Origin of the sequence: Micromonospora sp. DT201 (assembly GCF_049841575.1) — a bacterium.
In the GTDB taxonomy this organism is placed as follows: domain Bacteria; phylum Actinomycetota; class Actinomycetes; order Mycobacteriales; family Micromonosporaceae; genus Micromonospora.
The window spans coordinates 197876-223390 of sequence record NZ_JBNCKP010000003.1 but is presented as its reverse complement, the minus strand read 5'-3'; the positions used below and the strand labels follow the sequence as shown (position 1 = coordinate 223390).

Sequence of the window (25515 nt, the reverse complement as noted above, 5' to 3'; positions counted from 1 at the left end):
GGGGTGAGCCGCTGTTCACTTCGCGTCCGCAGCGAGCGTCACCGAAGTGTTCTGCCGGTCGGCACCTCGCCGAAACTCGACGGTCACTACCGAACCCGGCGCGAACTTGCGGACCAACGCGGTCAGGTCCGTCGGCTCGGTCATCGGCCGCCCATTGATCTTGAGGATCACGTCGCCGGCCTTCAACCCGGCGCTGTCCGCCGGGCCGGACGGCTCCACCTCCGCCAGCCGCAGACCATCCCCGGCAGCCCCGGTATGGCTGTCCGCCCGGGCGCCGATCACCGTACGCCGGGCCTTGCCGGTGCCGATGATGTCCTGGGCAACCCGCTTGGCCTGGTTGATCGGGATGGCGAAGGCGAGCCCGATATTGCCCGCTTCCTGCCCCTCGGCGACCAGCGACTTGATTGTGGAGTTCACCCCGACCACCCGACCGGCGCCGTCGACCAACGGGCCGCCCGAGTTGCCGTGGTTGACTGCGGCGTCGGTCTGGATGGCCGCGTAGTAGCGCATCGGGCCACCCGGCTCGCCGGCCTGCATCGTCCGGTCCAGGGCACTGACGATGCCTGCGGTGACCGTGTTGGCCAGCGACAGCGGCGAGCCGATGGCGAGCACCGGGTCACCGACCGCCAGCGCGTCGGAGTCGCCGAACTCCACCGCTCGCAGCCCGGAACGACTCACTTTGATCACCGCGATGTCCGACTCCGGGTCCCGCCCGACGATGGTCGCCGACGCGGTAGTGCCGTCGTTGAAGACCACCGAGGCGTTGCCAGTGCCGCCGGCCACCACGTGGTCGTTGGTGATCACATGGCCGTCGGCGGTGGCGATGAAGCCGGAGCCCTCGCTGGTCCCGCCGAGGCTGCTCACCCGGACGGTGACCACGCTGGGCAGGACACGTTCGGCGACACCGGCCAGCGACTCCGGTTTGCGCTGGGCCAGCGCTGGAGCCTCCGCCGGTGCACCGCCGAGCACCACCCCACCGGCCCCGCCGCGCACCGCGAACGCGTAACCCAGCGCGCCACCGAGGGTGCCGGCCAGCAGCGCGGTGATCACGGGGATGAGCAACAGGTGGCGCAGCGTCGAGCGGCCCGGCGCATCCGGATCGGTGACCGGCTCGGGCTCGGTGCCGACCGCCACCACCCCGGGCACCACCACCGCGGTCGGCGCCGCCGGATCCCGCCACGGATCGGCGAGCGCGTCCGACCACCACGGCGAAGCGCCAGCCGCGCCCGGCCCGCCCGCGGTCACGGCCGGCCAGCTCGGCGACGGCCCGACGGGCGGCACAACTGGCGTGTTGCCAGCCCCCGGTGTGGACGGCGGTCCCGGCGGGGCCTCTGCCCCGGGCGGTCGCGCCGGAGTCTCACCGCCCCGGCGCCACTCCCAGCCGTCGGTCACGTCGGTGCCTCCCAGTCCGTCCCCGGATCCCGCGCCGCGTCGCCCGGCCACGGACCGGTCTGGTCGCGGCTGACGGGATACCGCCTCCAGGATTGCACGGATGCACGCGGTGGAGTCAGCGGTTGCCCCGGTGATCGCGTCAGGCGGAGGCGCGGCTGCGCCCCACAGCGGTCGCCTCTACGCTCACAGTGCCAACCCGCCCCCGCACCACGCACCGCCCCCGGAGGTGCCCCATCGCCACGGTCGCCGGTTCCGACAGTTCGACGGCCCAGGCTCAGCAGTTCGCCGAGTCGTACGTCACCGAGGATCTCGTTCTGCGCACCGCCCGCAGCCTGGCCCGGGAGGTGGGCCTCGACGCGGTCACCCCTGGTGCGGGAGCCGCGTTGCGGCTGCTGGCCGCCGCCGGCAACGCCCGCGCGGTGGTGGAGATCGGCACCGGCACCGGTGTGAGCGGGGTCTGGTTGCTGCGCGGCATGCGCGTCGACGGTGTGCTCACCACCATCGACGTGGAGGTGGAGCACCAGCGGATCGCCCGGCGGATCTTCGCCGAGGCGGGCTTCGCGGCCGGCCGCACGCGAATCATCACCGGTCGTGCGCTCGACGTGCTGCCCCGGCTCGCCGACGGCGCGTACGACCTGGTCTTCGTGGACGCGGAAGCGACCGGCTTCCATGCCTGCGTGGAAGCGGCGCTGCGGCTGTTGCGCCCGGGTGGCGTGCTGGCGCTCAACGGCGTGCTGGCGAGCGGCCGGATCGGTGACCCGGCCGCCCGGGACGCGGAGACGGTGACGGTCCGCGAGACGATCAAGGCGGTCCGGGAGTCGGAGCACTGGATCCCCGCGCTGCTGCCGGTCGGGCACGGGCTGCTCGCCGCGGTGAAGTGCTGATCCAGTCAGTCGACGCTGGCCAGCCAGCGCAGCAACCACCGAACGCCCCAACCGGTGGCGCCGCGGCTGACCTCGGCGTGGTCGCCGTCCGCCCAGGACGGGGCCGACATGTCCAGGTGCAGCCAACGGTCCCGTAGGTCGCCGGTGAACTCGCGAAGGTAGAGCGCGGCCAACACCGAGCCGGCACCCTGCGCCGGTGCGCTGTAGAGGTCGGCGATCTCGCTGCCCAGGTACTCGACGTAGTCACTGTGCAGCGGCATCCGCCACGCCGACTCGCCGGCCGCCTCGGCCGCGGCGAGCACGTCAGCGGCCAGTTGGTCGTTCTCGCTGTACAGGGCGGCGGTGCGCTTGCCCAGCGCCACGGCGTTGGCACCGGTGAGGGTGGCCAGGTCGAGCAGCAGGTCTGGTTTGAGCTGCTGCACCGCGTACGCCAGCGCGTCGGCGAGGACCAACCGGCCCTCAGCGTCGGAGTTGGTCGTCTCGCTTGTCGTTCCGCCGTAGTGCCGGACGACGTCGCCGGGGCGGAACGCCGAGCCGCTGACCATGTTCTCGGCGAGCGGGGCCAGCGTGGTGACCCGGACCGGCAGCCGCAGCGCGGCGGCACCGAGGGTGGCGGCGACGACCGCAGCCGCGCCGGCCATGTCCTTGCGCATCAGCTTCATCGCCGGCACCGGCTTGATCGAGATGCCGCCGGTGTCGAAGGTGATGCCCTTGCCGATCAGCACCACGTGCGTACGCGCATTGGCGGGGTGCCAGTCCAGCTCGACGAGCCGGGGGCCGCTGGGCGAGCCACCGCCGACGGCGAGGATCCCGCCGAAGCCCTCGGCGGCCAGCTCGGCCGGGCCACGGACCCGCAGTCGCAGGTCCGGCAGATCGGCCGCGGCGGACTCCACCTGGTCGGCGAACCACTGCGGGGTCTTCACCGAGGAGGGGGTGTTGGTCAGGTCGCGGGCGAGATTGGTCATCGCCGCGGTGGTCCGGGCGGTGGCGACGGTGGCCTCGAACGCGGCCGGGTCGGAGAGCAGAAGATCGACGCCGTTGAGTGCCGGCGGGTCGCCGGCGGCAGTCATCCGGAACCGGTACGGGGCGAGCAGCAGCCCTTCGGCCAGCCCGCGCACCGCGGCCGGAGTCACCTCGGCCGGCAGCGCGATGGTGATATGCGTCTCACTCGCGGCGGAGCGGGCCAGGGCCGCGCCTGCCGTCCTCCAGGCCGCCTCGCCGCCGTCGCCGATGCCGAGCAGCAGGAGCCGGCCGGGGGTGCCTCCGGGGCGCAGCTGGGTGTGGATCTCGCCGGCTCGGCCGTTCAGTCGGGCCGCCGGCACCAGCGCGGTGGCCTCGTCGGCAGTGCCGTCCGGGGGAGCCACGGCGGTCGAGATGGGCTCGGCCGAGGTGCAACCTCCCGCTGCCTGATCGGCGGGACGGACAGGCAGGACGAGGACGTCGAGCCGGTCGGGCTCGGCGATCAGACGGATGGCGAGCACGCGGAACCGTACCTCCAGGAAAGTGTCGCGGAGCGGAACCCAACCCGCCTGCCCGCGCCGATGAAGACCCTGAGCCACCGGCGATACCGGTGGCTCAGGGTCGGAAGAACGTCCCGGGCGGTGTGAGCCGCCCGGAGCACTCCTTACTCAGCCGGCCGCAGCCTTCAACGCGTCACCGAGCGCGTTGGCCTCGTCGGGAGTCATCTCGACGACGAGCCGGCCACCGCCCTCCAGCGGGACCCGCATGACGATGCCCCGCCCCTCCTTGGTGACTTCCAGCGGACCGTCGCCCGTCCGCGGCTTCATCGCCGCCATGTTGTCTCCCCTCAGACCTACACCAGGGTCGGTGGGTTGCCCCACAGCCACTTCGTCACGACCACCCGCAACGGTCGCGGGGGTGTCGACCAACGATTTTCCCTGATGAACACCGCCGGACCCAAACCGGAGCAGCATTGATGTAACAGCATCTAGCTTATCTTGAGAAGGCCTGTCACAATGTGCGGTCATGCAGGCACGGTCGGCACTCTTCGACCTGTACGGCGACCACCTCCGTCCGAAGGGTGGCCGCGCACCCGTTGCCGCCCTGGTCAAGCTGCTGGCGCCGCTGGGAATCGCACCGCCAGCCGTTCGCACCGCCGTGTCCCGGATGGTGCGTCAGGGCTGGCTCGAGCCACTCCGGTTGGCCTCCGGACCGGGATATTCGATCACGCCGAAAGCCGCCCGGCGACTCGACGAGGCAGCGGCCCGGATCTACCGGACCGGCCGGGTCACCTGGGATGGCCGGTTCGATCTGCTGGTGTTGGATGCTCCGGGCTCCCGACGGGACCGGCAGCGGCTCGCCGCCAACCTGAGCTTCCTCGGCTACGGCACGCTCGACGAGCAGACCTGGGTGGCAACCCGCCCCGCCGAGGACGTCGACCTGCTACTCGCCGAGGCCGGCATCCAGTTCGAGCGGTTCACCGCCGCACACTTCTCGGGCACACCCGGGGCGATGGGTGTGGTCCGCCGGGCCTGGAACCTCACCGAGATCGGCCAAGCCTACGAACGCTTCGTCGCCGACCAGCGCCCACTGCTCGCCGCCGTCACCGTGCGCAGCAGCGACGAGGAGGCGTACGCGACCCGGTTCCGGCTCGTGCACGCGTGGCGTACGTTCCTCTTCCGGGACCCGCAGTTGCCCCCGGCACTGCTGCCCGAACGCTGGCCCGGCACGGCTGCGGCCAGCTTCTTCGACCGGCACGCGGCCCGCCTGCGTCCGGCCGCCGACCGGTACGTCGAACAGTGCCTCGACGCCGGCAACCGCATCGCCCGACAGAAGGGTCGTTAGACACGTGACCGAGCCGCTGCTGGTCGACCGGACCGACGCCGTCGTCACCCTCACGCTGAACCGGGCGAACGCGATGAACGCGCTCGACGTGCCGCTCAAGGAGGCGCTGCGGGACGCCCTGGCGGAGTTGGAGACCGACCGGTCCTGCCGCGCCGTCGTGCTGGCCGGGGCCGGCGGGTCGTTCAGCGCCGGTCAGGACCTGCGCGAGCACGTGTCCACCCTGGAAAACTCCGCCAGTGACCCCCTGGGCACCGTGCGGGCCCACTACAACCCGATCGCCGCCCGGCTCGCCAACCTGCCCAAGCCGGTGATCGCCGCGGTCCGTGGGATGGCCGCTGGGGCGGGCGCGTCGCTGACGTTCCTCGCTGACATCCGCATCGGCGGCCCCAGCACCAGTTTCCTGATGGCCTTCGCCAAGGTCGGCCTCGCCGCCGACACCGGTGCCTCCTGGACGCTGCCCCGGCTGGTCGGCCACGCCAAGGCGGTGGAGCTGCTGATGCTGGCCGAGCCGGTCCGCGCCGAGGAGGCCTGCCGGTTGGGCCTGCTCAACCGATTGGTGGACGACGACGAGCAGGTGTTGCCGGCCGCCCAGGAGTTGGCCGCCCGCCTCGCCGCCGGCCCGACCGTCGCGTACGGGGCAATCAAGCGGCAACTCTCCATCGCCGACGCCGGCACCCTCGCCGACGCCCTCGCGGCCGAGGCGCAGGCCCAGTCGATCTGCGGCGCCACCGCTGACCACCGGGCGGCCACGCTCGCCTTCGTCGGCAAGCAGAAACCGGTCTTCGAGGGACGCTGAACGCAATTCACACGCCGCCCTTACCGTCCTCGAACACGGGCCGCCTAGCGTCGGCGCGTATGAGCGATCGTGAAGCGGTGGCACACCTGCTGCGCCGGGCCACCTTCGGGCCGACCGCAGACGAGGTGGACGCCGCCGAGCGGGCCGGGCCGGCGGCCACCCTGGACAGCCTGCTCACCCCGGCCCGAGCCGACCGCGGCGCGGCGGCCACACCGTCGCCGGCGCTGGCCGCGGACCCGTACGCCCAACTGACCGGCGAGTCCACCCGTGAGCAGCGGCAGCAGGCCAACGCGGAACGGCGCAAGCAGGTCCAGCAGGTCACCGGCTGGTGGCTGGACCGGATGGTGGCCGCCGAGGACGGGCTGACCGAGAAGTTGCTCTTCTTCTGGCACGGACACTGGGCGACCAGCGCACAGAAGGTCAAGTCGGCACGGATGATGCAGGGCCAACTGGAGACCCTGCGCCGCCACGGACGTGGGCCGCTGAGCCCGCTGGTCGCCGCGATGGTGCGTGACCCCGCCCTGATCATCTGGCTGGACGGGCAGAAGAACACCCGCAAGGCGCCGAACGAGAACCTGGCCCGCGAGCTGATGGAGTTGTTCACCCTCGGCATCGGCAACTACACCGAGGCCGACGTGAAGGCCGGCGCGCGGGCCCTGACCGGCTGGGTCGTCGACCGGCGAACCGGCGCCGCCCGCTTCGAGACCCGCCGGCACGACCCCGGCGAGAAGACAATCCTCGGGCACAGCGGCCGGTTCGACGCCGAGGCGTACGCCGGGCTGCTGGCCGCCCAGCCCGCGGCGGCGACCTTCGTGGCCGGGCGGCTCTGGTTCCGCTACGCCGGCACCGACATCCCGGCACCGCAGGGCCTGGCTGGCGCGGACACCATCGCGACCCTGCGGGCGATCTTCTCGTCGCCGGCCTTCGCGCAGACCCGGGGCACGCTGGTCAAGCAGCCGGTGGAATGGCTGGTCGGCGCGCTGCGGCAGCTCGGCATCCGACCCTCCGCCCTGCCCGAGCAGCAACACAAACAACTGATGGCCGGCCTGAACGCGCTGGACCAGGTGCCGCTGCGACCACCCAGCGTGGGCGGCTGGCCGGCCGGGGCCGCCTGGCTGACCACCTCGTCGTTGCAGGCCCGGCTGCGGACTGCCGGAATGCTCGCCGCCGCCACGGCACCGGCGGTGCTGGCCCGGCTGACCGCCGCGCCCACCGCCGGCCGGCCGGACGCGCTGGCCCGACTGCTGGTGGTCGACGGCTGGAGTGCGCGCACCCGCGCCGCACTCACCCCTCTGGCCGGCGAGCCCCGCAAGCTGCTGGCCGCCGGCCTGGTCAGCCCCGAATACACCGTCAGCTGAGCGGAGGAGTCGACATGGACACCCAGACCCGACGCAGGTTCCTGCTGACCAGCGGGGTGGTCGGCGCGGGCGCGCTGGCCGCCGGTGCCGGCGCGTACAGCCTGCGGGACCTGCTGGACACCACCGGGGACCGCGATCCGCAGGCTCGCACGCTGGTGCTGGTGACCCTCTACGGCGGCAATGACGGGCTCAACACCGTCATCCCGTACGGCGACCCCGCCTACCGGGCGGCCCGCCCCGAGCTGGCGTACCCGGACGGGGAGGTGCGGCGCCTGGACGACGGCTTCGGCCTCAACCCGGCACTGGCCGGCCTGCATCAGCGCTGGTCCGCCGGTGGGCTGGCGATCGTCCGCGGTGTCGGTTACCCGAAGCCGGATCGCAGCCACTTTCGGTCGATGGACATCTGGCACACCGCGCAGCCGGACCGACCGGGCAACACCGGCTGGCTGGGTCGGTGGCTGGACGGGGCGGGTGGCGACCCCCGGCTGGCGGTCTCCTTCGAGCCGGCACTGCCGCCGCTGCTGGCCGGGGCGCAGAGCGCGGGTGCCGCTGTGCCGGTGGCCGACCGGAAGGCCGCCAAGGGGCTGCCCGCCCAGACACTGACCGCGCTGGCCGCCGCCGAAGCGGGTGAGTCAACGGCCCGGGGCCGGGCCGCCGCCTGCTTCGCCGACCTGCGATCGGTGGACGAGATGATCCGCCAGGTACGCGACTCCGACGACCCGGACCCGGCGGACCCGGACGGCGAGCAGGCGCCCGCGACCGCGACCGGCGGGGCACGCACACCGCTGGACGCCCAGCTGGACCTGGTCGCGCAGTGCGTCGAGGCGGGAGTGTCCACCCGCGCCTTCTCGGTGTCGCTCGGCGGCTTCGACACCCACGCCGACGAGAAGCAGTTGCAGGCCGTCCTGCTGGGTCAGCTGGACCGGGCGTTGACCGGGTTCGCCGACCGGATGAGCCGTACCGAGGCGGGCCGGAAGGTGGTGGTGGCGGTCTACTCCGAGTTCGGCCGACGCGTCCGGGCCAACGCCTCGGACGGCACCGACCACGGCACCGCATCCGACGTGCTGCTGCTCGGTGCGGGCGTACGCGGCGGTTGGCACGGCGCACCGCCGAGCCTCACCGACCTCGACGACGGCGACCTGAAATACACGACCGACTTCCGGGACGTCTACGCCACGCTGCTGGAACAGGTGCTGGGCGCCGACCCGGGCCCGGTGCTCGCCGACTGGCGGGGACGGCTGGACAAGCTCTTCTAGTCGTCCTCTTCCGGGTCCTGGTTGGCCTCTGCGCCCAACACGAACGCCTGCATGGCCAACTCGTCGCCGGCCGGCGAGACGAAGGCGGGCAGCTCACGAGGGCCCAACTCCTGCACGTACGACCAGAACAGCCGGACCGCCTCGGCCGACGTGCCGGCCTCGATCGGCAGGTCGAGGCTGACCAGCCAGGTACGCCGCGCCGGGGGCGGGCCGAGCTGGTCGGCCAACGCCCGGAAGGCCGCCGGCTCCAGCGCGGTGACCGGCCCGTCGAGCGTCAGCAGGTCGGCCGGCACCGGCTCATCGAAGGCCCGCCGGGTGTACGCCACGACGAGCATCCCCGGCTCGACGGGGGACTGCGGGTCGTCCGGGTCTTCGCGGTGGCGCTGACCTGGGGCGGTGACCCGGCCGAGCGCAACAAGCCGTGGCGGCGCGTCGACAAGTATCGCCACCTGGTCACCCAGCCCCGGTCGGGCGATGTCGACCAGCCCGGTCAGCTCCAACGTGTCGTGGTGCACGAGCCGCTCGGCCTCGTACCGCTCGGCTGGCAGCAGCACGGCCCAGGTGCCCACGCCGTCGGCACGGCCGGACCCACCGGCACGGTACGCGGTCTCGGTCGTCATGCCTGCCATCTCATCACGCCGCCGGCGGGAGCGTGACGTGACAGCCGACGATGTGATCGTCGACCATGCCGGTGGCCTGCATCAGCGCATAGGCGGTGGTCGGACCGACGAACCGGAAGCCACGCTTCTTGAGTGCCTTGGCCATGGCCGTCGACTCCGGGGTGATCGGCGCGAGCTCGGCGAACGAGGCGAGGCGTGCCGGCCGAGGCTCCGGGGCGAAGGACCAGAGCAGCGCGGACAGCCCTTCCGGCACCTCCAGTGCGGCGCGGGCGTTGACGATCGCCGCCTCGATCTTGGCCCGGTTGCGGACGATGCCGGCGTCGGCGAGCAGCCGGGTCACGTCGGTGTCGTCGTACGCGGCGACGGTCGGGATGTGGAACTCGTCGAAGGCCAGCCGGAACGCCGGGCGTTTGCGCAGGATGGTCAGCCAGGACAGCCCGGACTGGAACGCCTCCAGCGTCATCCGCTCGTAGAGCGCGTCGTCGCCGCGTACCGGCCGCCCCCACTCGGTGTCGTGGTAGATGGCGTAGTCGGGGGTGCTCGACCCCCAGGCGCAGCGAGCCAGCCCGTCCGCACCGATCACCAGGTCAGTCACCTCGTACACGCTAGTGCGGGCTGGCAGCCGCCGCCGAGCGTGGTCAGGGCAGCCGGCCCTGCTCGACCAGACGGGCGAACCTCTTCAGCGCCTGGGTGAGGCCGAGCTTGGAGCCGGGCCAGAGCACCGGCCAGGCCAGTCGGCCGGCCCGGCCGCCCGGCAGGTGGAACCATTCGTGCCAGACGACCTGGGTGCGGGCTCGACCCAGTTGGGTGCAGCGCAGCACGCCCGGGCCGCGCAGCAACTGGCCGTAGTGCACCACGCCGATCTCGTACGGCTCGTCGACCCGGACCACCCGCATCTCGTCGCGCAGCGTGGCCCGGCCGAGCGCGGTCACCGCCTCGATCCGGCTGCCCTCGCGCCCGTCGCCCTCGACCACGCGGACGCGGGTGAACGGGATCCAGTCGGACTGGCGTTCCCAGGCGAGCAACCCGCTGAAGACCCGCTCCGCCGGGGCGTCGACGATCACCGTGGCGGTCACCTCACCGGCACCGGGTTGGGCAGCCTCTCGAAGATCGTCGGCCCCGTCGGGGCCGGTCACGCCGACTCCGACCGAACCACCGCGTCGTGTTGCCCGGTGCCACGGTCGGCCTGCTCACCATCGGTCGGCTCGCCGTTGGCGGGAGCGTCGGCCGGTGCCGCGCCGTCGGAATCCGCCGGGGACGAGGTTGCGGCCGGCAGTGGGCCCGCCGAGGTCGAGCCGACCGGAGCCGCCCCGGTGGCCGCGTCATCGGCCGGCGACGCATCGGCGCCCGTTTCCGCTCCGTCCGTGTTCGTGACCTTGCTGGCGGACTGCTCACGGGCGTCGCGCAGCACGTCCGCGTCCTCGGTGCGGCCCTCACGCAACGCGGTGACCTCCGCCTCCAGTACGCCGATCAGCTCCGACTTGTAGCCGATGTCGTAGGCGGCGCGGCGCATCGCCTGATCGACCTGGGCCATCCGGTACCCGCGCAAGCCGGTGTCGAAACGGACCGCACCCACATCCGATTCGCGCAACGGCCGGGTGCCCGGCAACGCCACGGCCCGCGAATCCGGCTCGGCGGACACCAGACCGGGATCACGGCCGCTGACCAGCACCGTCACGCCGAATATCACCGCTGCGACGGTCAATGCCACGACCAGGAAGAGCAGAAGCTGACCCATGTACTGATCGTGGCATGGCAGGCGGCCGGTAGCGACCCCGCCACCCGGCCGGATCAGGATCCGTGCCGACGCCCGCCCGGAGTTCCGGTCGGGCGACCGACTAGCGTCGGGATCGGCCGACGCGGCGGCGACGGCGCGGACTCTCAGGAGGCGGGCATGGCCGGGGCGCTTCGGCTGGGTGGGCGCACATTCGCCCCCGGCGAACTGGTGGTGATGGCGATCATCAATCGCACGCCAGACTCGTTCTTCGACCGAGGGGCCACCTTCGCCGCCGACAGCGCTCTGCGCGCGGTGGAACGGGCCGTGGACGAGGGCGCGGCGATCATCGACATCGGCGGGGTCAAGGCCGGCCCCGGCGTGGACGTGGACGTGGCCGAGGAGATCCGCCGCACGGTGGACACCATCGCCGCCGTCCGGGCCGCGTTTCCGGAGGTGGTGATCTCCATCGACACCTGGCGTGCCGAGGTGGCGACGGAGGCCGTGGCAGCCGGCGCCGACCTCCTCAACGACACCTGGTCAGGTGCCGACCCGACCCTGGCCGGGGTGGCCGCGCAGACCGGCGCAGGCCTGGTCTGCTCGCACGCCGGCGGCCTGGTCCCCCGGACCAGGCCGCACCGGGCGGCCTTCGAGGACGTGGTCGCCGACGTGGTCGCGACGGTGACCGGGCTCGCCGAGCGCGCGGTGGCGGCAGGGGTACGTCCCGACGGCATCCTCATCGACCCGGCACACGACTTCGGCAAGAACACCCGGCACTCCCTGGAGATCACCCGCCGATTGGACGAGCTGACCGGCACCGGCTGGCCGGTGCTGGTGGCGCTCTCCAACAAGGATTTCATCGGCGAGACGCTGGACCTGCCGGTGCCCGAACGGCTGGAGGGGACGCTCGCCGCGACGGCGATCTCGGCCTGGCTGGGCGCCCGGGTGTTTCGGGCCCACCAGGTCGGCCCGACCCGTCGAGTGCTGGACCTGGTTGCCTCGATCCGAGGTGACCGTCCGCCTGCGGCGACCCGCCGGGGCCTGGCCTGACCGGTCGTCGGCGTAACCGACCGCGAACCGCCGGGATGACCGGCACGATCGCCGGAGGTCGCGGCGGTCAGGTCCAGCGGAGGATGTTCCTACGCCAGGCATAGAGGATGCCCAGCGCGAGCACCGCCACGAACACCGCCATCTCCACCACCGTCACCAGACCGAAGCCCGGCCGGTCGAAGACCACCGCCCAGGGGAAGAGAAACACCGCCTCGACCGCGAACAGCACGTACAGGTACGCGTAGACGTAGTAGCGGATCTGCATCTGTGCCCAGTCCGCGCCGACCGGATCGAGCCCGCACTCGTAGCTGGCCCGCTTGCCGGGCGGGTCGGCCGGACGCGCGGGGCGTAACACCCGGTTGGCCGAGAACGCCGTAACGAAGAACAGAACGCTGGCGAGCAGCAGGAGCCCGAGCGTCGCGTACGAGCCCAGGTATCCGGTCACAATCGGGAGCCTACCGTCCGCCCGGAAGGGCCGTCCCAAACACGTTACGGATTTGTTTCCAGATGGGACTAGTGCGCCGGGGTAACTGTTACCGAACATTGGGCACCCACCATGTCACCGGAGGACAGATGGCCCGCGTCAAAGCATCGCCCGGTAACCGGGCGGAGGGGCGGCGTTCCACGCCTCTGCTGGGGACCGCGCTGGCGCTCGGTCTGCTCGCGGCGCTCGCCGTGGGGCCGGCCTGGGCCAGCGCGGCCATGCCGGACGCGGACCCGGTCGTCTCGGTGACCGACCCGGTCAGCGAACCTGGGGGTGACCCCGAGACCACCCCGTCGGAGAAACCGACCCCGACCGAGGAACCGAGCGGCGATCCGGCGCCGACCGATCCGGCACCGGAAACCACCGCGCCGCCGCCGGAGACGACGCCGCCGGCGCCGGAGACCACCGCCCCGGAGGTGCCGCCGGCACCGTCGACCACCGCGCCCGCGCCAGGTGGGCCGCCCACACCGGTGCCCCCGGTGCCACCAGCGCCATCAGCACCACCAGCGTCCCCGGTCCCGCCGGTACGGCCGCCCGCCCCTCATCCGGAGGCGACGCCACCGAACCCGCTGGGCGTGCAGGTCACCACGCAGGACGTCACCCTCACCGAGGCGTACTGGAACGCGGCCAGCACGGCCACCACCTTGCAGGTCACGGTGCACAACACCGGCACGACCGCGCAGCGGATCCGGCTCTCGTACACACTGCCGGCCGGGCTGACCGACGCCGGGACGAAGGGCTGCAGCGCCGCCGGGGGGAGCGCGTACCGCTGTGGGGCCTGGACGGCCGGAGCTGGCGTCCGGTTCAGCGCCCTGCTCCGCCTACGGGTCGACGGCACCGCGTGGAGGCAGATGCCCCTCGCCGGCTCCGTCCAGGTCGTCGCGGACGCGCCGGGTGTGCCCGGGGAAGCAGCCGACGACCAGGGCTTCGCGGTGCTCTTCCCGCCCGGCCCGCCGGTGCCTGGGATCGCTCTGGCCGCCGACGAGGTGGCCTTCGACATCAGCGGCACCGCCAGTACCCTCGCTCTCCGGCTGGGCAACACCGGCACGGTGGACGCTGCCGGCCAGGTCGAGGTCGTCCTGCCGGCCGGGGTGACCATTCCAACCCCACCGCCCGGCTGCGTGGCGATCGACGAGACCCGGACCCGCTGCGACGCGGGTCTGGTGCTGGCGGGCAGGACCGCCGAGTTGCGGCTGCCGGTGGAGGCGACGCCGCAGGCCCAGCGGGAAGCGCCGTTGTCCGGTGCCGTGATCGGCCAACTCGACCCCCGCAGCGGCCCGACCCGACAGGTGCAGATGAGTTTCCGGATCACCTCGGCGGCCGCGCTGGCCACGCCGGTGTTCTCGCCGCCCGCGCCGACCGGCTCCCAGGGCGTACTCCCTGGGGGTGGTGCAAACGACGACGGCGGGATGACCTCGGTGCAGCGCACCGCGGTCGTCCTCATCGTGGTCTCCGCGCTGCTGGTGGTGCTGGCTCTCACGCTGGCCACCACCTCGCTGCGCCGCAGGCTCGCCGCCCCGGCGTCGGAGCCGGCGCCCAGCCCCGCCGACTGATCGACTCGGGACCTCGGCGGGGGTCGTCGGCGTGCTCCGACGGTGATCTGAATTACGGCGGGCGGGGCGTAAGGCCGCAAACGTAGGCATTTCTCGGCCTGGTCCGGTCCCAGTCGGCGGACCTGCGGGCATTGTTAGGACTCCCTTAGACGTAGGCTCTCAGGTAGGAACGACAGCGACCGGACCAGCCTCGGGCGGTGCGGTGAAACGTCGCGTCAAGGAGGTCCTGTGGCCGGGCAAGGCGAGGTCACCATCATGTTCAGCCGCCCGCGCGACCACGCGCAGCGAAGCGAGGTGCAGGCGTGACCAAGCAGATCCGTCAACTCGACCGAGTGGTCATCCGGTTTGCCGGTGACTCCGGCGACGGCATGCAGCTGACCGGCGACCGCTTCACCTCGGAGACGGCGCAACTCGGCAACGACATTTCCACGCTGCCAAACTTCCCCGCCGAGATCCGGGCTCCCGCCGGCACGCTGCCCGGCGTGTCGAGCTTCCAGGTGCACTTCGCCGACTACGACATCCTCACCCCGGGCGACGCGCCCAACGTGCTGGTGGCGATGAACCCGGCGGCCCTCAAGGCCAACCTGGCCGACCTGCCTCGTGGCGCGGACATCATCGTCAACACCGATGAGTTCACCAAGCGCAACCTCGCCAAGGTCGGCTACCAGGCCAGCCCTCTGGACGACGACTCGCTGGCCGGCTACGTCGTGCACCCGGTGGCGCTGACCTCGATGACGGTCGGCGCGCTCGCCTCCCACCAGGTGTCCAAGAAGGACGCCGAGCGGTCGAAGAACATGTTCGCCCTCGGCCTGCTCTCCTGGATGTATTCACGACCCTACGAGTCGACACTGCGCTTCCTGGAACGCAAGTTCGCGGCCCGTCCGGAGTTGGTCGCGGCGAACGTCGCCGCCTTCAAGGCCGGCTGGAACTTCGGCGAGACCACCGAGGACTTCGCGGTCCGCTACGAGGTCAAGCCCGCGAAGATGCAGCCGGGCACCTACCGCAACATCACCGGCAACGCGGCGCTCTCACTGGGGCTGGTCGCCGCCGGGGTCCGCTCCGGGCTGCCGGTCTTCCTCGGCGCGTACCCGATCACGCCCGCGTCGGACATCCTGCACGAGCTGAGCAAGCACAAGCGCTTCGGCGTTCTCACCGTGCAGGCCGAGGACGAGATCGCCGCGGTCGGTGCGGCGCTGGGAGCGTCGTACGGCGGCTCGCTCGGCGTGACCACCACCAGCGGCCCGGGCGTGGCACTCAAGAGCGAGACGATCTCGCTCGCGGTGGCACTGGAGCTGCCGCTGGTGATCGTGGACGTGCAGCGCGCCGGCCCGTCGACCGGCATGCCGACCAAGACCGAGCAGGCCGACCTCAACATGGCGCTCTACGGTCGGCACGGCGAGGCACCGGTCGCGGTGATCGCGCCCCGGTCACCATCGGACTGCTTCTTCGCGGCCCTGGAGGCAGCCCGGATCGCGCTGACCTACCGCACCCCGGTGATCCTGCTGTCCGACAACTACGTCGCCAACGGTTCCGAGCCGTGGCTGCTGCCGGACGTGGAGTCGCTGCCCGACCTGCGGGTCGACTTCGCCACCGAGCCCAACGGCGAGGACGGCACCACCTTCCTGCCCTACCTGCGTGATCCGGAGACCCTGGCCCGCCCGTGGGCGATCCCCGGCACGGCGGGGCTGGAGCACCGGATCGGTGGCCTGGAGAAGGCCGACAAGACCGGTGACATCTCCTACGACCCGGCCAACCATGACTTCATGGTTCGTACCCGGGCCGCCCGGATCGAGACGATTCCGGTCCCGGACATCGAGGTCGAAGACCCGGACGGTGACGCCCGGGTGCTGGTCCTCGGCTGGGGCTCCACGTACGGGCCGATCGGCGCCGCATGCCGCGGAGTGCGCCAGCGTGGCCTGTCCATCGCCCAGGCGCACCTGCGGCATCTCGCACCGATGCCGGCCAACCTCGGTGAGGTGCTGCGCTCGTACGACAAGGTGGTCATCCCGGAGATGAACCTGGGCCAGCTCGCCCACGTCATCCGGGCCCGCTACCTGGTCGACGCGATCAGCTACAACCAGGTCCGCGGCCTGCCGTTCACGGCCGCCGAGCTGGAGACGACGCTGGAAGAGGTCCTGAAGAATGTCTGATCCTGTCGCTCTCAAGCTCACCGCGAAGGACTTCAAGTCCGACCAGGAGGTGCGCTGGTGCCCCGGCTGCGGTGACTACGCCATCCTGGCGGCCATCCAGCAGTTCATGCCGGAGCTGAACATCCCCCGGGAACGGACCGTCTTCGTCTCCGGGATCGGCTGCTCGTCGCGCTTCCCGTACTACATGAACACCTACGGGATGCACTCGATCCACGGCCGCGCCCCGGCGATCGCGACCGGCCTGTCGGTGTCCCGGCCGGACCTGTCGGTCTGGGTGGTCACCGGCGACGGTGATGCCCTGTCCATCGGTGGCAACCATCTGATCCACGCGTTGCGGCGCAACGTCAACCTCAAGATCCTGCTGTTCAACAACCGGATCTACGGTCTGACCAAGGGTCAGTATTCGCCCACGTCCGAGGTCGGCAAGGTCACCAAGTCGACTCCGGCCGGTTCGGCGGACGCCCCGTTCAACCCGCTCTCGCTCGCCCTCGGTGCGGAGGCCAGCTTCGTCGGCCGGACCATCGACTCCGACCGTAAGCATCTGCAGTCGGTGCTGCGGGCCGCCGCCGAGCACGAGGGCTCGGCGTTCGTGGAGATCTACCAGAACTGCAACATCTTCAACGATGGGGCGTTCGAGCAGCTCAAGGACCCGTCCACGCGGGATGACTACCTGATCCGCCTGGAGCACGGGCAGCCGATCACCTTCGGGGCCGACGGGCAGTTCTGCGTGGTGCACCCGCCGGGCGCGTTTGGTCTGGAGGTCCGGGAGACCAGTTCGGTCCGCCCGGAGGAGATCGTCGTGCACGACGCGACGGTGACCGACCCGGCGTACGCCTTCGCGCTGTCCCGGCTGCCTGGCTTGGACCTGCGCAACACCCCGATCGGAGTTTTCCGCTCGGTGGACCGCCCGTCCTACGACAGCGTGGTGCAGGGTCAGCTCGCGGCCGCCAAGGCGAAGGTCACCGAGACCCCCGAGCAGCAGCTCGCCGGCCTGCTGGCCAGCGGCGACACCTGGACGATCGTCTGACCCGTACTTCATGACGAGAGCGGCCGTCCCCAAAACCGGGGGCGGCCGCTCTCGTCGTATCGGCGCTCAGCGCTGGGCGGAGGCCGGCGTCCAGAGGTTGTCGATCTCCTTCTCGGTCGCCGCGAGGCTCGCCTCGTGCAGCGGGATCAGCTCGGCCATCGCCGGGACGGAGGGGGCCAGGGTCAGCTCGGTGCTGATGAAGCGCGGCTCCATGCCGGTCATCGACAGGCCGTGCGGGAGCCACGGCTCGGCGTGGTCCCAGCCGTTGCGCGGGGTGCCTTCGCCGTAGCCGCCGCCCCGGGTCGCCAGCACCACGAACTCGCGCTCGCCGAGCAGGCCCTGCTGGGTCGTCGGGTCGAAGGCCAGGCCGGGCACGATCAGGTGGTCGACCCACGCCTTGACGCTGCTGGGCGCGCCGTAGTTGTAGAGCGGCAGCCCGAGCAGCACCACGTCGGCCTGTTTCACCTCGTTGACCAGCCGCTCGCTGAGCTCCCAGGATTCACGCTGCGCCGGGGTGTGCTGGTCCGGCGGTGTCATCCGGGCCAGCCCGCCCGCCGCGTCCAGGTGCGGCAGCGGATCTGCGCCCAGGTCCCGGTAGGTCACCGTGCCGTGCGGATGGGCCGCACGCCACGTGGCGACCGCGCGGGCAGTGAGCCGCCGGCTGACCGACCAGTCACCCCGAATGCTTGAGTCGATATGCAGCAGATGCATTATTGCTCCTCCAAGGATCGTCTGTGCAGCATCAACTATTTATAGCAGGCAGATGTTCCGTCAGCTCGGTAGACTGGGTCACATGTCCGCCCCGCCGCTTGACCCCTCGGAGCACCGCTCGGGCGCACTCCTGGACCATCTGGCCCGGCGGATGCGACTGCGGTCGGAGACGGTGCTGGCGCCGCTGGGCCTACGCCCCCGGCATCTGGTCGCGCTCACCGTGCTGCGCGCCGGCGGCGGCACCAGCCAGCAGTCGCTCGCCACCATCCTGGAGATGGACAGCACCAACATCGTCGGGCTGCTCAACGATCTGGAAGCGGAGCAACTGGTCGAGCGGCGCCGCTCACCCGAGGATCGTCGCCGACACGTCGTCGAACTAACCCAAGACGGGGCAAAACGCCTCAGCGAGGCCGAATGCGCACTCGCCGGTGCCGAGAACGAGGTGCTGGGGGCGTTGGATCCCACCGAGCGGGAGACGCTCTACGAGCTGCTTCGGCGGGCCGCCGCCGCCACGACGCCGATGAACTGCACCGCGGCGATCTGCGCGGCCGACGACCCGCTCTGACGCCGCGATCTGCCCGCCACGGCTGCGGCGGAACGGTCAGGCGGTCGTCGGCGACTGCGGGCGGTCGTCGCGCACGTGCACCAACATGTCGCCGGTCTCGATCACCGCGCCGGCCCGGTCGGCCAGGGTGACCACCTTGCCCCGCCGCACCAGGGCGATCACCAACGACTCCAGCTCGCGCGGCGAGCGACCCACCTCGTCCCGCTCCGCCGAGCGCATCGCCAGCGCCATGCCCTGACCCGGAGTGAGCAGGTCCTCCACGACGTCGATAAGCGGCGGGGCCGACGTGGACAGGCCGAGCAGCCGGCCCGCGGTCGCCGAGGAGACGATCACGTGGTGTGCACCGCTCTGCTTGAGCAGCGGCGCGTTCTCCGCCTCCCGTGCCGCCGCGATGATCCGGACCTGCCCGGCGGTGAGCTGCCGCACGGTCAGCGCGACCAGCACCGACGCGTCGTCGCTGTCGGTCGCAATGATCACGGCCTTCGCGTTCTTGACGTGGGCCTCGTTCAGCACCGACGAACGGGTCGCCGACCCCTCGATGGCCACCAGCCCGGCCGAGGTGGCCTGCCGCAGGGCGGCAGCACTGCGCTCCACCACCACGATTCGCGACCGGTCCAGACCGTTCTCCATCAGGGCGGAGACCGCGCTGCGCCCCTTCGTGCCGTAGCCGCAGATGATGACGTGGTCCTTCACGGCTCTCCTCCACCGCGACAGGCGACGGCCGGTCCGGTACTGCTCGGTCAGAACTTCCAGGGTGGTGCCGACCAGGATGATCAGGAAGATCACTCGGGCCGGAGTGATGAAGAGGACGTTGACCAGCCGGGCCGACGGCGCGGCCGGCGTGATGTCGCCATAGCCGGTCGTCGAGAGCGACACGACCGCGTAGTAGAAGCAGTCGAGCAGGGTGAGGCCGTCCTCGTTGACATCGCGGTAGCCGTCCCGGCCCAGGTAGACCGCGGCGACCACGGCGAAGACCAGGCCCAGGGCGGCGGCGAGCCGTAGGCTCAGCGCGCTCAGCGGCCCCCGACGCTGCGCGGGAAAATGGATCACCGTCGAACCTGTTCCGCCACCGTCGCCTGCACGCCCACAACATAGCGGGTACGCGCCGTGCTGCGGTGCGGGCCCGCACGGGCATCCGGCGGATCCGGCAGCAGGCATGATGGGACTGTTCCCGGACGACGACCGCGAGAGTGAGGCCCGCATGTCGTTACTACGACGAGTGATTGGCGGGGTGCTGCGCCGCCACCGCCAGCGTCAGCGCCGCACGCTGCGCGAGGTGGCCGCGGCGGCCGACGTCTCGGTGCCCTACCTGTCGGAGGTGGAGCGGGGCCGCAAGGAGGCCTCGTCGGAGGTGCTGGCGGCGATCTGCCGGGCGCTCGGCATCAGCCTCGCCGACCTGCTCGGGGAAGCCCGGGACGACATGCGCCGGGTCGAGCCCCGACTCCCGGCCGCGCCGCGCGCCGTGCTGACCCACCTGGAGCGGGTCGACGCGACTCGACACGAAATCGGCAACGCCACCCTGCTGGTGGGTCCACGTATCGGCGGGTTCGTCCTGCACCGCGGGCCGGAGGCGACCGACCCGAGCCTCGGCGTCGACGCGATGGTCTCCGCTGGCGGCTCGCACCCCGGCCCGCGTACCGCCGCCCTGGCCGACAACGAGCAGGCCCGGCTGGGCCTGCGGTGGCTGACCGCCGCGTAGGCCGCGCGATTCTGCCGTCGGCGGATCTGCCGGCGGCAGAATCCCTGGGCCAGCCGAGGCCGTCGCACGCACGCTGGAGGGGCCGGTCCACCGGGCGGTCCGCCGCCCGCCGGCGCGGTGAAAGGCGGCGGCACATGATCGGGTACGACGTGCGGATGCTGGACGGCGGACAGCCGTCCTTCGGTGACCATGTGTTCGAGCGGCTGCTGCGGGAGCGGATCGTCTTTCTCGGCAACGAGGTGACGGAGGAGTCCGCCAACCAGATCTGCGCACAGATCCTGCTGCTCGCCGCCGAGGACGCCGACCGGGACATCTTCCTCTACATCAACTCGCCGGGCGGGTCGGTGAGCGCGGGGATGGCGGTCTACGACACGATGCGTTACGTCCGCAACGACGTGGCGACGCTGGCGCTCGGGTTCGCCGGCTCGATGGGGCAGTTCCTGCTCTGTGCGGGCACGGCCGGCAAGCGGTACGCGCTGCCGCATTCGCGGATCATGATGCATCAGCCGTCCGGCGGGATGGGCGGCACCGCCGCCGACATCACCATCCAGGCAGAGAACATGTTGCACGTGAAGCGGACGATGCAGGAACTGATCGCTCAACACAGTGGACGGACGCTCGACGAGATCCAGCGAGACTGGGACCGGGACCGCTGGTTCACCGCCGAGCAGGCCCGGGAGTACGGCCTCATCGATGAGGTGCTCACCCGGGCCGAGCAGCTACCAACGGTCTGATGCGTGCGGCCGCCACACGATGGCCTGAGGGGGCACTGCCGCCACTCGTGAAAAGTCGGTGGCGGCCGCCTATTAGGGTCACGTCTATGCGCCGACTGATCCCTACCCTAACGATTGCCCTCGCCGTCGCCCTCGTCGGCGGCTGCGGCACCAAGTCCGACGACCCGGTAGCGGACGCTCCCTCCTCCGCCGCCGCCCCGGCAACGTCCAAACTCGAGCCGGTCGCCGCCATCAAGCAGGGCATGGACCGCAGCCTTGCCAAGTCGCTCACCATGGACGCCTCGGTCAAGGCTGGCAACCAGTCGATCACCCTCAGCGGAAAGATGGACCCAGCGACCCGCGCGTTCCACATCAGCGGCAAGGCCCCGGAACCGATGGAGGCGCGGCTGATCGGCGACGCCGCCTACATCAAGTCCGAATCGCTCGACGGTGAGAAGCCGTGGATGAAGCTCGACCTCACCAAGCTCAAGCCGAACAGCACGCTGCGCCAGTCCTTTGACATGAAGTCGCAGACCGGCATCATCGGCGGCGTCGTGTCCGCCCAAGAGGCGAGCGGCGGCCGTTACACCGGCGTCGCCGACCTGGGGAAGGCCGCCGCGGCCGCCAGCACCGATGCCGGAATGCGGGAAGGCCTCGAGTCGTCCGCCAAGCTGGCGAAGGACCCGACGGCGATCCCGTTCGAGGCGACTCTCGACGCCGAGGGGCGCCTCACCGCGCTCTCCTACACGATTGCCACGAAGACGCTGGGTGACCTCGTCACCGAGATGCGCATGAGCGACTTCGGCAAGCCGGTCACGGTGGAGGCGCCACCCGCCAGCGAGACCGAGGCGGCCTCCGCGGAGATGTACAAGTACTTCTGACAGGTCGGTTTGTCCTAGGCGTCACCGGTCGAGCGTGGGCTGCGGTCTCCCCGTAGCCCACGCTCTGCAGAGTGCCCCAGGTCACAGCACCGCAGGTAACATTTCGCAGCGCAACCCCGTCCTTGAGGCAGACAAGCCACAAGGAGGGCACATGTTCGCCGCGTACGTCACCGTCACCATCCTCGCCTCGGTCTTCACCGCCATCGCCGCAGTCACCTACCTGATCGGCCACGACTACCCGAAGGCCCAAGCGGACATGAAGCGGATCCCACGGTCGTGGGTGCCGCGCTTGGGCATGCTGTTGGCGGCCGGCTCTCTTGGGCTGCTGGCCGGGTTCGCCGTGCCATTGCTGGGGACGCTCGCCGCCGCTGGCCTCGTGCTGTACTTCGTCGGCGCGCTCATCGCGCACCTGCGGGTGGGTTCCCGCCAGCTCGTGGGGTGGGCAGTCTTCTTCATCACCGTGGTGGCCACGCTAGCCGTGAACCTGGCCTACCACTGGTAGCAGCGGTAGCGCTTGGGTCGCTCCAGGTTCCGGCGCGACTCGTCCGTCATGGCGGCGGGAAACCTGGCATCATGCCTGGAGCGCCCAGCCGACCCTCGGTCAGGCGGATGCCCCAAAAGGTGCCACATCACGATGAGTTCTCCCAAAGATCGCATGCCCCGGGTCGAATCACTGACCGGGCTGCGCTGGTTCGCCGCGTTCGCCGTATTCCTGTTCCACGCGAACCAGATCATCAAGCTGCCCACGGTCAACGACATCAAGCTCGGCGACTTCTTCCGATTCGGCGACGCCGGGGTCACGTTCTTCTACGTGCTCTCGGGCTTCGTGCTGACCTGGTCGTTCTCCCCCGCAGTGAGCACCGGGGCGTTCTACTGGCGTCGGTTCGCCCGGGTCTGGCCCGCGCTCGCGGTCAGCACCGTCATCGCCTGGGTGGCCTTCGACCAGGTCTGGCACGACTCCTGGAAGCGCACCCTGCTGAGCCTGTCGCTGACCGAGTCGTGGTTCCCCCCGGCGGCCCATCTCGTCGCCAACCCGGTGGCGTGGTCGGTCTCCTGCGAGGCGTTCTTCTACCTGCTCTTCCCGTTCGTCATCCGGCCGCTGCTGCGGCTGCGGCTGCCGGCGCTCGCGATAATCGCGGCGGCCGGCATGGCCATCGAATGGGCCTACTGGTTCTTCGTGCAGGACTTCATCGACCCGAAGCAGTACTGGATCCAGCTCTCCTGGTTCATCCGGTTCCCGCCGGTCCGATTCATCGAATTCCTACTGGGAATGATCACCGCCGCTGCGCTTCTACGCGGATGGCGGCCGCGGATCAACCTGTGGCTCGCCCTGTCAACGGTGCCGGCATCGGTGCTGCTTCTGTGGTGGGGTGCACGGCAGGGCTGGTGGGCTGCGCACTGGTCGCAGCAGGGCCTGATCCCCGCCTGCGTACTCGTGGTGCTTGCGGCAGCGATTCGCGACGTCTCCGGCCGGCCGTCGTTCCTTCGCAGCAAGCCGTTGGTCTCCCTCGGCGCCTGGTCCTACGCCTTCTACCTGGTCCACCTGTCGGTCATCTACTGGCTGATGGGCACGGTCAAGACCAGCCCTGCGAGTTGGGCGAACCTCAAGGTTCTGCTGGTCTGGACGGTGCTGGGCATCGCCCTGGCGTGGGCTTGCTACCGATGGGTCGAACACCCGGTGGAGCGTTTCCTGCGCAACCTCTACCCACGCCGCGTGCCGCCCGCACCGCAGGCACCGCAGGCACCGCAGGCTCCGCAGGCACCGCAGGCTCCGCAGGCTCCGCAGGCACCGCACGAGGCGCCCACGGTGGTCCTTCAGCGCACCGAGGCCGTCCTGACCGGGCACGGTGTCCTGAGCCACGACACCGATCCGGCCCGCTCACGTGCACCCGAGAGGGCGAGCAGGTATCCGGATCACGGGCCCGGACTCCCCGGAATCACGACACATGACCGGTAGTCGGCGGCCCATCGGCAGGAGGAGGCGAGGCCGGTCCGGGCCGACCGGGACGGGTCAGCTCGCCGGCGTCCAGAGCGGGTCGCGGCCGAGGTAACGAAGCAGTTTCGCCGCAGCGCTGTCGTTCTCGCGGGGCTCCAGCGCGGGCGCATAGGCGCCGTACTGGCGCAGCGGCTCGACAATCGCCCTGGCCACGGGCAGGAGTTGCGCCGCGAGGTCGTCGTCGAGCGGTGATGGCTGGCTGGCCGCGATCGCGATGTCCCAGGCGTGGACGCCGGCATCGAGGGCGGCGGCACCGGCCGCCGTGGCGGCGGGCAGGGCACCGTGCGGCAGCGGGGTGGGCGTCGTGCCGGCCGGGTCGACCATGGCGAAAGCGGCAGCCGAGGCAGTGAGGGTCGGCTCCACCAGCTCAGCCGGGGTGCCTGCCAGCACGCCCGACGGAGTGAACGGGTTCTCGGTCGGCCCGTTCTGCCCAGTGATCGCCGCGACGAAGGCGAGTTGGTCGCCGGCCGAGTGCTGGAGGACTTGGACGACGTTCCACTCCGCGCAGGGAGTCGGCTTGCCGAGGTCTGCGGCGGTCAATGCGGCGGTTGCGTCGCGTAGTGCCGCGTGGGCGCGGTCCAGGATCGTCCACGTGCTGGTCGCGGTCATCGTCTCTCCTCGATAGGGTCCGGCGAAAGCTGAAGCGATCCCGCCGGCAGTTCGGAACGGAACGGACCGTTCTGCCACTCCTGACAGTAGCGGAACGTTCCGTTCCGTACAAGCCTTATTTGTGGGATGAGGCGCGCCAGGTTGGCTCGCTGGTCGGCCCTACGACCTGCGGCACGCTGCTGTGTGCTGTGGCTCAACGCTGGCGTGCCCGCCACCGAGGTGGCCGACCAGGCCGGACACGTCCGTGGACCTACTGTTCAAGGTCTATGCCAGGTGCATCGACGGGGCAGAGGCCACCGTCAACGACCGGATCGCTGAGGCTCTGAACGGCGTGGCTTGGCCCGTCGAGAAACGTGCGTATTGCCAGCTCGGATAGCAATTCGGCTGATCTTCGAGGTGCCCCCGGCAGGATTCGAACCTGCGACACACGGTTTAGGAAACCGATGCTCTATCCCCTGAGCTACGGGGGCGCGAGGGCCTAGTCTAGCGACCTGGGGGTTCACCTGGGGTGGCAGGGAGTGGCCCACGTTCACCCATGTTCCCCGGACCGCCGTTCTCCCAGCCCAGGACCGCACGCCGAGCACACGAACCCCGGTTTGCGACCGGCGGTCGGCCGCGGTGACCCGCGTTGGCACCGGTTCGCCCGGGTTGGCATCCGCTGGAGAGCACACATCGAGCACGTCATCAAAGATCAACAACGTGGCGTCCATACAGCGCCTTCGTCGTCGCCGCCAGGGGGCCATGGGGCGCTCACCCCGGGGCGCTCGGACTCCGCCGTGATGCCGACTACGACGTTCCCCACCGGGCGTCCGCTCATGGCCGATGACAGTGCGCCCGATCATGTGCTGGTAAACATGCCCCGGAGGACCGTGAGTACGACTGGGACGGCCCGGTTGGTCAAAACACCGGCGTGACCCGCCCCAGGCAGCAGGACATTGACGGAGTGACTTATGCCTTCAGCGACGTACGATGGTGTGAGCCGTTCGGCGATGGGCTAACGATGCTCGGCTCGATGGCGCACAGGGATCGGTTGCTGCTACGGGCCATCGCGCGGCACGCTTCACACCTGGCCAGCGGACAGCACGTCGATCTGCCCGGTCTGGCGGCGACGATGCGGCAGCGGCTGGCGGCGGGTGAAGGCTTGGACGCCCTGCTCCCCGAGGCCTTCAACGCAATGTGCGAGGCGTACCGCCGTACGACGGGCCATGGGCCCGGGGCCCGGGCAGGTGCTCATCCTCGCGGGTCTGGCGCT

The 25515-nt window shown here is 71.0% G+C and carries 27 protein-coding genes and 1 tRNA gene; 15 read left to right on the top strand and 13 right to left on the bottom strand.

Annotated elements, in window-relative coordinates:
- Positions 1-15 precede the first annotated feature (15 nt).
- Positions 16-1407: a S1C family serine protease gene (locus ACLQ28_RS07990; protein ID WP_425685812.1), complete on the bottom strand. Its 1392-nt coding sequence runs from the start codon at positions 1405-1407 to the stop codon at positions 16-18.
- Between the two features lie 299 nt (positions 1408-1706).
- On the opposite strand from ACLQ28_RS07990, the gene ACLQ28_RS07985 reads away from it, so the two are divergent.
- A complete protein-coding gene (locus ACLQ28_RS07985) occupies positions 1707-2276 on the top strand; it encodes an O-methyltransferase (protein WP_091397298.1) in 570 nt (189 codons plus the stop codon).
- Positions 2277-2281: 5 nt separating this feature from the next.
- On the opposite strand, the gene ACLQ28_RS07980 is transcribed toward ACLQ28_RS07985, so the two are convergent.
- Positions 2282-3757, bottom strand: coding sequence for a leucyl aminopeptidase family protein (locus ACLQ28_RS07980; RefSeq protein WP_425685549.1), 1476 nt, complete (start codon positions 3755-3757; stop codon positions 2282-2284).
- A gap of 147 nt (positions 3758-3904) precedes the next feature.
- Positions 3905-4072 (bottom strand): DUF3117 domain-containing protein, encoded by a 168-nt coding sequence (locus ACLQ28_RS07975; protein WP_007455245.1) that lies wholly within the window; start codon positions 4070-4072, stop codon positions 3905-3907.
- A 190-nt stretch (positions 4073-4262) separates the two neighbouring features.
- Between ACLQ28_RS07975 and ACLQ28_RS07970 the strand changes: the two genes are divergently transcribed.
- From ACLQ28_RS07970 to ACLQ28_RS07955, 4 genes are read left to right on the top strand one after another with little or no spacing between them, the layout of a single operon-like run.
- Positions 4263-5081 (top strand): PaaX family transcriptional regulator C-terminal domain-containing protein, encoded by an 819-nt coding sequence (locus ACLQ28_RS07970; RefSeq protein ID WP_425685548.1) that lies wholly within the window; start codon positions 4263-4265, stop codon positions 5079-5081.
- 4 nt (positions 5082-5085) lie between these two features.
- Positions 5086-5877, top strand: a complete 792-nt coding sequence (locus tag ACLQ28_RS07965) for an enoyl-CoA hydratase-related protein (protein WP_425685547.1) — start codon at positions 5086-5088, stop codon at positions 5875-5877.
- 59 nt (positions 5878-5936) lie between these two features.
- Positions 5937-7235, top strand: coding sequence for a DUF1800 domain-containing protein (locus tag ACLQ28_RS07960; protein ID WP_425685546.1), 1299 nt, complete (start codon positions 5937-5939; stop codon positions 7233-7235).
- 14 nt (positions 7236-7249) lie between these two features.
- Positions 7250-8491, top strand: a complete 1242-nt coding sequence (locus ACLQ28_RS07955; RefSeq protein WP_425685545.1) for a DUF1501 domain-containing protein — start codon at positions 7250-7252, stop codon at positions 8489-8491.
- Here the strand turns inward: ACLQ28_RS07955 and ACLQ28_RS07950 are convergent.
- Genes ACLQ28_RS07950 through ACLQ28_RS07935 form a run of 4 tightly spaced genes read right to left on the bottom strand, consistent with a single transcriptional unit; the run spans position 8488 to position 10849 of the window.
- Entirely contained in the window at positions 8488-9111 is a 624-nt protein-coding gene (locus tag ACLQ28_RS07950; RefSeq protein WP_425685544.1) for a hypothetical protein, read from the bottom strand. The genes ACLQ28_RS07955 and ACLQ28_RS07950 overlap by 4 nt on opposite strands.
- Positions 9112-9124: 13 nt before the next feature.
- Entirely contained in the window at positions 9125-9706 is a 582-nt protein-coding gene (locus tag ACLQ28_RS07945; RefSeq protein WP_425685543.1) for a DNA-3-methyladenine glycosylase I, read from the bottom strand.
- A gap of 43 nt (positions 9707-9749) precedes the next feature.
- Positions 9750-10247: an SRPBCC family protein gene (locus tag ACLQ28_RS07940; protein ID WP_425685542.1), complete on the bottom strand. Its 498-nt coding sequence runs from the start codon at positions 10245-10247 to the stop codon at positions 9750-9752.
- Positions 10244-10849, bottom strand: a complete 606-nt coding sequence (locus ACLQ28_RS07935; protein ID WP_425685541.1) for a DivIVA domain-containing protein — start codon at positions 10847-10849, stop codon at positions 10244-10246. The genes ACLQ28_RS07940 and ACLQ28_RS07935 overlap by 4 nt, the downstream gene beginning before the upstream one ends.
- Before the next feature lie 156 nt (positions 10850-11005).
- On the opposite strand from ACLQ28_RS07935, the gene folP reads away from it, so the two are divergent.
- Positions 11006-11875, top strand: coding sequence for a dihydropteroate synthase (gene folP, locus ACLQ28_RS07930; RefSeq protein WP_425685540.1), 870 nt, complete (start codon positions 11006-11008; stop codon positions 11873-11875).
- A 67-nt stretch (positions 11876-11942) separates the two neighbouring features.
- On the opposite strand, the gene ndhC is transcribed toward folP, so the two are convergent.
- On the bottom strand, positions 11943-12320 hold the full coding sequence (gene ndhC / locus ACLQ28_RS07925) for an NADH-quinone oxidoreductase subunit A (protein WP_088986508.1): 378 nt from the start codon (positions 12318-12320) through the stop codon (positions 11943-11945).
- 128 nt (positions 12321-12448) lie between these two features.
- Here ndhC and ACLQ28_RS07920 point away from each other — a divergent pair, with 128 nt between their 5' ends.
- The 3 genes from ACLQ28_RS07920 (at position 12449) to ACLQ28_RS07910 (ending at position 17089) form a co-directional block, all read left to right on the top strand.
- Positions 12449-13912 (top strand): hypothetical protein, encoded by a 1464-nt coding sequence (locus tag ACLQ28_RS07920; RefSeq protein ID WP_425685539.1) that lies wholly within the window; start codon positions 12449-12451, stop codon positions 13910-13912.
- A 302-nt stretch (positions 13913-14214) separates the two neighbouring features.
- Positions 14215-16062: a 2-oxoacid:acceptor oxidoreductase subunit alpha gene (locus ACLQ28_RS07915; RefSeq protein ID WP_425685538.1), complete on the top strand. Its 1848-nt coding sequence runs from the start codon at positions 14215-14217 to the stop codon at positions 16060-16062.
- Entirely contained in the window at positions 16055-17089 is a 1035-nt protein-coding gene (locus ACLQ28_RS07910; RefSeq protein ID WP_425685537.1) for a 2-oxoacid:ferredoxin oxidoreductase subunit beta, read from the top strand. Before ACLQ28_RS07915 ends, ACLQ28_RS07910 begins: the two co-directional genes overlap by 8 nt.
- 66 nt (positions 17090-17155) lie before the next feature.
- Here the strand turns inward: ACLQ28_RS07910 and ACLQ28_RS07905 are convergent, their stop codons facing one another.
- Positions 17156-17800, bottom strand: a complete 645-nt coding sequence (locus tag ACLQ28_RS07905) for an FMN-dependent NADH-azoreductase (protein WP_425685536.1) — start codon at positions 17798-17800, stop codon at positions 17156-17158.
- Positions 17801-17882: 82 nt separating this feature from the next.
- Between ACLQ28_RS07905 and ACLQ28_RS07900 the strand changes: the two genes are divergently transcribed.
- On the top strand, positions 17883-18365 hold the full coding sequence (locus ACLQ28_RS07900; protein WP_425685535.1) for a MarR family winged helix-turn-helix transcriptional regulator: 483 nt from the start codon (positions 17883-17885) through the stop codon (positions 18363-18365).
- Between the two features lie 36 nt (positions 18366-18401).
- Here the strand turns inward: ACLQ28_RS07900 and ACLQ28_RS07895 are convergent, their stop codons facing one another.
- Positions 18402-19415 (bottom strand): potassium channel family protein, encoded by a 1014-nt coding sequence (locus ACLQ28_RS07895; RefSeq protein WP_425685534.1) that lies wholly within the window; start codon positions 19413-19415, stop codon positions 18402-18404.
- 151 nt (positions 19416-19566) lie between these two features.
- Between ACLQ28_RS07895 and ACLQ28_RS07890 the strand changes: the two genes are divergently transcribed.
- The 5 genes from ACLQ28_RS07890 to ACLQ28_RS07870 all read left to right on the top strand — a co-directional run bounded on the left by ACLQ28_RS07890 (position 19567) and on the right by ACLQ28_RS07870 (position 23615).
- Positions 19567-20064, top strand: coding sequence for a helix-turn-helix domain-containing protein (locus ACLQ28_RS07890; RefSeq protein WP_425685811.1), 498 nt, complete (start codon positions 19567-19569; stop codon positions 20062-20064).
- 134 nt (positions 20065-20198) lie between these two features.
- Positions 20199-20798, top strand: coding sequence for an ATP-dependent Clp protease proteolytic subunit (locus ACLQ28_RS07885; protein WP_425685533.1), 600 nt, complete (start codon positions 20199-20201; stop codon positions 20796-20798).
- Between the two features lie 86 nt (positions 20799-20884).
- Positions 20885-21658 (top strand): hypothetical protein, encoded by a 774-nt coding sequence (locus ACLQ28_RS07880; protein ID WP_425685532.1) that lies wholly within the window; start codon positions 20885-20887, stop codon positions 21656-21658.
- A gap of 151 nt (positions 21659-21809) precedes the next feature.
- Positions 21810-22160: a DoxX family protein gene (locus tag ACLQ28_RS07875; protein WP_425685531.1), complete on the top strand. Its 351-nt coding sequence runs from the start codon at positions 21810-21812 to the stop codon at positions 22158-22160.
- A 132-nt stretch (positions 22161-22292) separates the two neighbouring features.
- The gene (locus ACLQ28_RS07870; RefSeq protein ID WP_425685530.1) at positions 22293-23615 is read left to right on the top strand and encodes an acyltransferase family protein; all 1323 of its coding nucleotides are present in this window, start codon (positions 22293-22295) and stop codon (positions 23613-23615) included.
- 54 nt (positions 23616-23669) lie between these two features.
- On the opposite strand, the gene ACLQ28_RS07865 is transcribed toward ACLQ28_RS07870, so the two are convergent.
- From ACLQ28_RS07865 to ACLQ28_RS07855, 3 genes are all read right to left on the bottom strand, one after another.
- Positions 23670-24263 (bottom strand): TIGR03086 family metal-binding protein, encoded by a 594-nt coding sequence (locus tag ACLQ28_RS07865; protein WP_425685529.1) that lies wholly within the window; start codon positions 24261-24263, stop codon positions 23670-23672.
- 397 nt (positions 24264-24660) lie between these two features.
- Positions 24661-24733, bottom strand: a tRNA-Arg gene (locus ACLQ28_RS07860).
- A 590-nt stretch (positions 24734-25323) separates the two neighbouring features.
- The gene (locus ACLQ28_RS07855) at positions 25324-25497 is read right to left on the bottom strand and encodes a hypothetical protein (RefSeq protein WP_425685528.1); all 174 of its coding nucleotides are present in this window, start codon (positions 25495-25497) and stop codon (positions 25324-25326) included.
- Positions 25498-25515: the final 18 nt, after the last annotated feature.